Genomic DNA, 7,109 nt, shown 5'->3' on the forward strand with positions numbered 1-7,109 from the left:
GACACCGGCGGCCCCGGGCGTGGAGGTCGACCCCGCGTGCCTGGCCGCGTGGGAACACGCCGCACACCTCCTGGAGAGCCTCGGCCACCGGGTCGAGGACATCCCGAACCCCTTCGGCCCGGAGATCACCGAGCACTTCATCGACGCCTGGGGCGTGCAGTCGCTGAGCCGCCCGCTCGACGACGAACGGGAGGCGCTGCTGCGCCCGGTGACGAAAGCATGGCGCGCGTACGGGCGAGGCGTCTCCGGTGAGAGGTTCGCCGCGGCCGTGACCGGCATGCACCGCGCGACCCGCCGCGCCGTCGCCGCGACGCGGGACTACGACGTCGTGCTCACCCCCACCCTGGCCACGCTGCCGCAGACGGTCGAGCACTTCGACGAGTCCGGGGACCCGCTGGAGAACCTCGGCCGCCAGAGCGCCTTCAGCGCGTTCACCAGCCCGTACAACATGACCGGCCAACCTGCCGTCAGCATCCCGCTGTACTGGACCCCCGACGCGGGACTTCCCGTCGGTGTCAGCCTCGTGGGCCGCCCCGCGGACGAGTCCACGCTGGTCTCCCTGAGCGCCCAGCTGGAGGAGGCGGCGCCGTGGCGCGAGCGGTACACGACGCTCTGGCGGCGGTGACGCGGGGGCCGACGGGCGGGTCCGAGGCTCGTCGGACGGGCCCGGGGTCCGTCACTCGCCCACGCTGAGCCAGCCCCGCTCCAGGAGGGCGAAGGCGCAGGTGATCGCGGCGCGGGGATCGTCGTGCCCGCGGGCGGCGCGCGGGGCCTCGAGGGCGAAGTGCGCCAGCGCGGTGCAGGCGGGATCGCCCTCGGGCCGTCCGCAGTCCTCGGCGATGGCCGCGGCCAGGGCGACGGTGTGCCGCAGCCACATGGCCTGGACGTAGTCGCGGAGAGCCGGTGTGCCGTCGACCAGGTCGAAGAACGCGGCGAAGCGCTCGTCGGCGCCGGCGGCGGCCATCCGGTACCGCAGCGCGTGCTCGCGCAGGGCCGCGGGGATCGACTGCCCCGCGGGGCGCTCGCGTACGGACGCGAGCAGGCGGGCCTCCTGCTCCTCGTCCTCGTCGAGGACCAGGGCCTCCTTGGCCGGGAAGTGCTTGAACAGCGTGGTGGTGGACACGTCGGCCGCGTCGGCGATCTCGCGGATGCCCACGTCGTCGTATCCGCGCTCCAGGAAGAGGCGCAGGGCGGCGTCCGCGATGGCCTGGCGGGTGGCGGCCTTCTTGCGCTCGCGTCGGCCGAGGGGTGCCGCCGCCGCGCCGGTCTCGGTGCTGGTCATGCACCCACCCTACCCTTCGGTTGACCAGCTTCAAAAGTGGAACGGTTGAACTTATTGTGCTGGTGTGCTTTTCTGGCGCTGCGGGGCGAGGTGTGGCCCGCCCGCCTCTTCCTCCCCCCTGCGACCTTCCCCGTCTCCCGTTCCCGAAAGGGCGCGGAGCGCCTCGTGCGGCTGCGCCACCACGATCGGAGCACCACCATGAACACGCCCACCACCCACGTGAACGCCCACCTGAACACACAGGCGACCGCCCCCGTGAGCAGTGCCCCCGCCCCGCGCATCGCCATCATCGGCGCCGGGCCCGGCGGCCTGACCTGCGCACGGATCCTGCAACGCCACGGCATCGCCGTCACCGTCCACGACCGCGAGGACGGCCCCACCGCCCGCAACCAGGGCGGCACCCTCGACCTGCACGAGGACAACGGTCAGATCGCCCTGCGCGAGGCCGGACTGCTCGACGACTTCTTCCGGCTCGCCCGCCCCGAGGGGCAGGAGATGCGCCACCTGCATCCCGGCGGCGACTTGCTGTTCCACCACGTCCCCGAGGAGGACGAACGCCTCAAGCCCGAGATCGACCGCGGCGCGCTGCGCGATCTCCTCCTGAACTCCCTGGAGCCCGGCACCGTGCGCTGGGGCCACGCGCTGCGCGCCGTCGAAGGACCGGCGGCCGGTCCCCGGCGCTTGTGCTTCACCGACGGCACGGTCCTCGAGGCCGACCTCGTGATCGGCGCCGACGGCGCCTGGTCCAGGGTCCGCCGCGCCCTGTCCGACGCCGTCCCCGAGTACACCGGCGTCAGCTTCCTCGAAGCCTGGTTCCAGGACGTCGACGACCAGCACCCGGAGATCGCCGCGTTCGTCGGCCAGGGCAGTGCCGCTGCGGCCGACGGCGAGCGCGGCCTCTTCGCCCAGCGCAACAGCGGCGACCACATCCGCGTCTACGCCATCCAGCGCGTCCCCGAGGACTGGCTCGCCGCCGCCGGGCTCGCCCCGCAGGACACCGAGGGCATCCGCGCCCTTCTCCTCGAGCGGTTCGGTCACTGGTCACCGCTGTTCCGGCGGACCCTCACCGACAACGACGGACGGTACGTCGACCGCCCCATCCACGCCCTGCCCGTCCCGCACGTCTGGGAGCACCAGCCGACCGTCACCCTGCTGGGAGACGCCGCGCACCTCATGCCGCCGCTCGGCGTCGGCGTCAACCTCGCCATGCTCGACGCCTGCGAACTCGCGCTCGCCGTCGCCCGCCACGCCACGATCGCCGAGGCCGTCCGCGCCTACGAGTCGACGATGCTGCCCCGCTCCGCGGAGATGCAGAGACTCCTGGACCACGGGGCCGACGAACTCCTGTCGGCAGACCTGCCCGACTTCGTGCAGGACGGGGACGCGCCCGCAGCCGCCTGAGGGGCGGCGGCCGTCGTGCGGCGCGCGTCCCGTTCGTCAGGCGCCGGCGCCGCCGTCCACCGGCAGGATCGCGCCGGTGACCATGGACGCCCGGTCGCTGAGCAGCCACGCCGCCGCCTCGGCGACCTCGCGGGGCTCGGCCATCCGGCCCAGGGGAGTGGAAGTCGTGATGTGCTCGACGATGCCCGGAGTGGCGGCCTCCCAGGCCTCGATCATCTCCGTGGCGGTGCCGCCCGGGGTGATGCCGTTGACCCGGATCCCGGCGGGAGCCCAGTTCACTGCCGCGGTCTCGGTCAGGCTGTTCAGCGCGCGCTTCATCGCCCCGTACGCGGGCAGGGCGGGATTGGCCCGGCGGCTGCCGATGCTGGAGGTGTTGACGATGGCTCCGCCGCCGCTCGCCCGCATGAGCTCGGCCTCGGCGTTCATGGCCGTCCAGTGGGCGCGGAAGTTCACGGTGTACTGCTCGTCCATGTCGTCATCGGTGACGCTGTCCACGGGGCCCGGCCTGCGCTGGCCGACCGCGCCGTTGTTGAAGGCGCCGTCGAGCCGGCCGTGCAGTTCCCCGACACGGCGTACCGCCGCGCGGATACTCGCACCGTCGGCGAGGTCGAGAGGGACGGCGTCCGCGGTGCCGCCGTCGGCGCGGATCCCGGCGACGATGCGGTCCAGGGCGTCGGTGCTCCGCGCCGCGAGGACGACTCGGGCGCCTTCCCGGGCGAACAGCCGGGCGGCGGCAGCGCCGATCCCGCGGCTCGCGCCGGTGACGAGGACGACCTTGTCGCTCAGGAGGCCGACGGAGGCGGGTGCCGGTGAGGGGGTGGGTGTGGTTGCGGTGTCGTGGTGCTGGCTCATGCCGACAGTCTTCGCCGGTGCTCCCGGCGGATGCAGGCACAAGTCGTACCAGGATCCCTTCCGGGGCGGCGAGCACACTTGAGGTATGGACAAGCACGAGCTGGGAGCCTTCCTGCGGAGCCGTCGCGAGAGGCTCCGCCCCGAGGACGTCGGCATGCCGTCCGGCCCGCGGCGCAGGACACCAGGGCTGCGCCGCGAGGAGGTGGCGGTCCTCGCGCACATCTCCACGGAGTACTACGTCCGCCTCGAACAGGGCCGCGCCGCGTCACGCCCGTCCGGTGAGGTCCTCGCCGGGATCGCCGGCGCCCTGTTGCTCACCGACGCCGAGTCCGACCATCTCCACGTCCTGGCCGGCACGGCCCCGAGCGGTACCCGGCTGCACCGCCGTGACGTGCGCCCGAGCATCCTCGCCCTGCTCGAACGGCTCCCGCAGACAGCGGGCTTCGTCATGTCGGCCACGTTCGAGGTGCTGGCCTGGAACGACCTCGCGGCCGCCCTCCTGGACGACTTCGCCACGCTCGCGCCGAGGGACCGCAACCTCGCGCGGCGGGCGTTCCTCCGCGAACACCCCACGGACACACCGCTGTACGGCGTCAGCGACCTCACGGAGTTCCGCCACCACGCCGTGATGACCCTGCGCGCCACACTGGCCCGCTACCCCACCGACCCCGACGTCGTGCACCTGATCGACGAACTGCGGGACGGCAGCGCCGAGTTCGGCAGACTCTGGGAACGGCACGACGTGCTGTCCACCCCCACGCTGACGAAGACGTTCCACCACCCCGTCGTCGGCGCGATCACGGTCGACTGCGACGCCATGGCCCTGACGGAACGCGACCAGCACCTGGTCCTCTACAGCGCACCCCAGGGCTCCCCGAGCGCCGAGGCCCTGGCCCTCCTGAACGTCCTGGGATCGTCGGCGGCCGAGTACCGGCACGGGTGACCCGGGATCCGCGTGCTCCCGAGGCGAGCCGAACCGCCCGGTCGGCCGCGCACGCGGTCACGTCCCACGCTTTGCGTCGAAGCGCCTTTCGGGCACGCAGCCGTGATCAGGTAGGGGTTCCCGGGCGGTCGTCGGCGTCGGCCGCCGGGGCCGCGCGCCCCGTGAGGCCGTCGAGGATGAGGCCGAGGCCGGCCTCGAAGGCCGCCTCGTGGTCGAGGTCGGGGGCGTCGGCCGGCAGGGGGGCGGCAGCGGAGCCGGGATCCGCCTGCTCCTCGAGCACGCAGCCCACCGTGTAGCGGCCCGCGGCGAGCATCGCCATCTGCGCGTCCTTCTCGGGCACCCCGGCGGTGACCAGGAAGGACATCTTGCGGCGGATTCGGTCGAGGTCGCCGGTCGGGACGGTGCCCGCATGCAGACGCGCGCCGTCGCGGCGGAGCAGCAGGGTGTTCCGGAAGCCGCGTGCGTTCTCGAGGAACCACTCACGCCAGTCGTCACCGGGCGAGGGGAGCGGGGCGGTGGCGTGCGGGGCCATCGCCGCCTCGGCCATGGCGGCCAGGAGGTCCTTCTTGGTCCGGAAGTGGTAGTAGAGCGACGGCTGCTCGACGCCGAGCCGCGCGGCGAGCAGCCTGGTGCTCACGGTGTCGAGGCCCACCTCGTCGAGGAGGTCCAGGGCCTCGGCGACGACGGTCTCACGGTTCATCTTGGTCACCTTGAAATTCTATCGCTGATAGACGACGCTGGAAAGAAATCAATCACCGATAGATTCTGGAGTCGTCATGGCAGCCGTGACAGGGAAGAACACGAAAGGCACGCTGCGGGTCCTCGTCGCCGGTGGGGGTGTCGCCGGGCCTGCGCTGGCCTTCTGGTTGACCCGGGCCGGCCATCGGGTGACCGTGGTCGAGCGCTTCCCCGCGCTGCGCGCCTCCGGGGCGCAGGTCGACCTGCGGGGCCAGGGCATCGAGGCGGTCGCGCGGATGGGCCTCCTGGACGCCGTGCGCGGCCGGCTGGTCGACGAGGCCGGCGTCGCGTTCGTGGACTCCCGCGGGCGGCCGAAGGCGACGATCATGGCGAACACCTCCGGGAAGGGCCGCCAGACGCTCACCTCCGAGTACGAGATCATGCGCGGCGACCTGGTCCGCATCCTCCACGACGCGACCAAGGACGACGCCGAGTATGTCTTCGGCAAGAGCGTCGACGGCTTCGACCAGGACGAGCGCCGGGTCACGGCCCACTTCTCGGACGGGACCTCGGGGGAGTACGACCTCCTGGTCGGGGCGGACGGCCAGGGCTCCCGCATCCGGCGCGCGCTCCTGCCGCCCGGTTTCGACCCGTACTGGCGTGTGGGCATGCACATGGCCTACTGGTTCGTCCCGCGCATCGCCACCGACACCACGGTCCGCGACACCTACATGGCGCCGGGCGGCCGCCAGATCATGCGGCGCAGCCACAACGCGACCGAGACCCAGGTGTACTTCGTCCTGCGTGAGGATTCGGCGGAGGCCTCCGCGATCCACCGCGCACCCGTGGAACGGCAGCGGAGGTTCTGGGCCGACCGCTTCCACGACGCCGGTTGGCAGACCCGGCGCTTCGTCGAGGGCATGGAGGCGAGCCCGTTCTTCTACTCCCAGGAAGTCGCCCAGGTGCGGACCGGCACCTGGTCGCGGGGGCGTGTGGTTCTGGCAGGCGACGCCGCGCACTGTGCGTCGCCGTACAGCGGCATGGGCGTCTCCGGCGGTCTGGTCGGTGCGTACGTCCTGGCCGGCGAGATCAACCGCCGCGCCCACGACCTGCCCACCGCCCTGGCCCGCTACGACCGCGTCCTGCGCCCCTTCGTCGACGCCGTCCAGGCCGAGGCCAACCCCCGCATCCTGCGCGTCGGCCTACCCATGAGCCGGCACGCCATCAGTGCCTTCCAGAACGCCACGGCACTGGCCTGCTTCCTCCGCATCCCCGACCTGGTCGCCCGCCTGTCGAAGGAGGACCGCGGTGGCGCGTGGACCCTGCCCGCGTACGCGGACGCGCGGGCCGCGTGAACGGTCCGGGTGCGGCGCCCGATGCCGTGAAGCCGACGGAGCTGCTCCGCTCAAAACTGTAGTGAGTAGTGTTTCGAAGTGAGTGGTGTTACGGTCGCAGTATGGCGAAAACCGGAACAGTCGCGCCCGGACGGCGCGAGCGCAAGAAGGCGGCGACCCGCAAGGCGCTCGCCGACGCGGCCCTGGAGCTCTTCCTGGAGCACGGCTACGACAAGGTGACCGTCGCGCAGATCGCCGAGGCGGCGGACACGGCCACCACGACCCTGTTCGCCCACTTCCCCGCGGGCAAGGAGGCGTTGATCCTCGACGACAGCGGGGAGCGTGAGGCGGCGCTGACCGAGGCGGTACGCGACCGGCCCGACGGCGCCTCGGCGCTGGACGCCCTCCACTCCTTCTTCGCGGCGCGGGCCCCCTTCGCCGACGACCGCGACCTGCCCGAGCGCTACCGTCGCGCGTCGAAGCTCGTGATGGACACCCCGGCACTGTGGGCCTACGCGCGCCGGGTGTGGGTGGCGTGCCAGGAGCCGCTCGCCCGTCTGCTCGCCGAGGCCGACGGCCGGGCCGAGCCTGACGAGTCGTTCCGTCTCCTGGCCCGGTA

General features: G+C 72.7%; 8 protein-coding genes. 5 read left to right on the forward strand and 3 right to left on the reverse strand.

The window, feature by feature from the left end:
* Positions 1-625 (forward strand): amidase family protein (locus GTW43_RS05645; protein ID WP_272922500.1); only part of this gene is annotated, 625 nt, incomplete at its 5' end.
* Positions 626-676: 51 nt separating this feature from the next.
* Here the strand turns inward: GTW43_RS05645 and GTW43_RS05650 are convergent.
* Complete coding sequence (locus GTW43_RS05650) at positions 677-1,282, reverse strand: TetR/AcrR family transcriptional regulator (protein WP_161300511.1); 606 nt, start codon at positions 1,280-1,282, stop codon at positions 677-679.
* Positions 1,283-1,537: 255 nt separating this feature from the next.
* On the opposite strand from GTW43_RS05650, the gene GTW43_RS05655 reads away from it, so the two are divergent.
* A complete protein-coding gene (locus GTW43_RS05655; protein ID WP_343245913.1) occupies positions 1,538-2,683 on the forward strand; it encodes an NAD(P)/FAD-dependent oxidoreductase in 1,146 nt (381 codons plus the stop codon).
* A 36-nt stretch (positions 2,684-2,719) separates the two neighbouring features.
* Here GTW43_RS05655 and GTW43_RS05660 read toward each other — a convergent pair whose 3' ends face one another.
* Positions 2,720-3,535 (reverse strand): SDR family oxidoreductase, encoded by an 816-nt coding sequence (locus GTW43_RS05660; protein WP_161300513.1) that lies wholly within the window; start codon positions 3,533-3,535, stop codon positions 2,720-2,722.
* A gap of 85 nt (positions 3,536-3,620) precedes the next feature.
* Between GTW43_RS05660 and GTW43_RS05665 the strand changes: the two genes are divergently transcribed.
* Positions 3,621-4,478, forward strand: a complete 858-nt coding sequence (locus GTW43_RS05665) for a helix-turn-helix transcriptional regulator (protein ID WP_161300514.1) — start codon at positions 3,621-3,623, stop codon at positions 4,476-4,478.
* A gap of 106 nt (positions 4,479-4,584) precedes the next feature.
* Here GTW43_RS05665 and GTW43_RS05670 read toward each other — a convergent pair whose 3' ends face one another.
* On the reverse strand, positions 4,585-5,178 hold the full coding sequence (locus tag GTW43_RS05670) for a TetR/AcrR family transcriptional regulator C-terminal domain-containing protein (protein ID WP_161300515.1): 594 nt from the start codon (positions 5,176-5,178) through the stop codon (positions 4,585-4,587).
* A 76-nt stretch (positions 5,179-5,254) separates the two neighbouring features.
* On the opposite strand from GTW43_RS05670, the gene GTW43_RS05675 reads away from it, so the two are divergent.
* Both GTW43_RS05675 and GTW43_RS05680 read left to right on the forward strand, forming a co-directional pair.
* Positions 5,255-6,511 (forward strand): FAD-dependent monooxygenase, encoded by a 1,257-nt coding sequence (locus tag GTW43_RS05675; protein ID WP_161300516.1) that lies wholly within the window; start codon positions 5,255-5,257, stop codon positions 6,509-6,511.
* 101 nt (positions 6,512-6,612) lie between these two features.
* A partial coding sequence (locus GTW43_RS05680) for a TetR/AcrR family transcriptional regulator (protein ID WP_161300517.1) occupies positions 6,613-7,109 on the forward strand: 497 nt, incomplete at its 3' end.

This window comes from Streptomyces sp. SID5785 (assembly GCF_009870065.1).
In the GTDB taxonomy this organism is placed as follows: Bacteria; Actinomycetota; Actinomycetes; order Streptomycetales; family Streptomycetaceae; genus Streptomyces.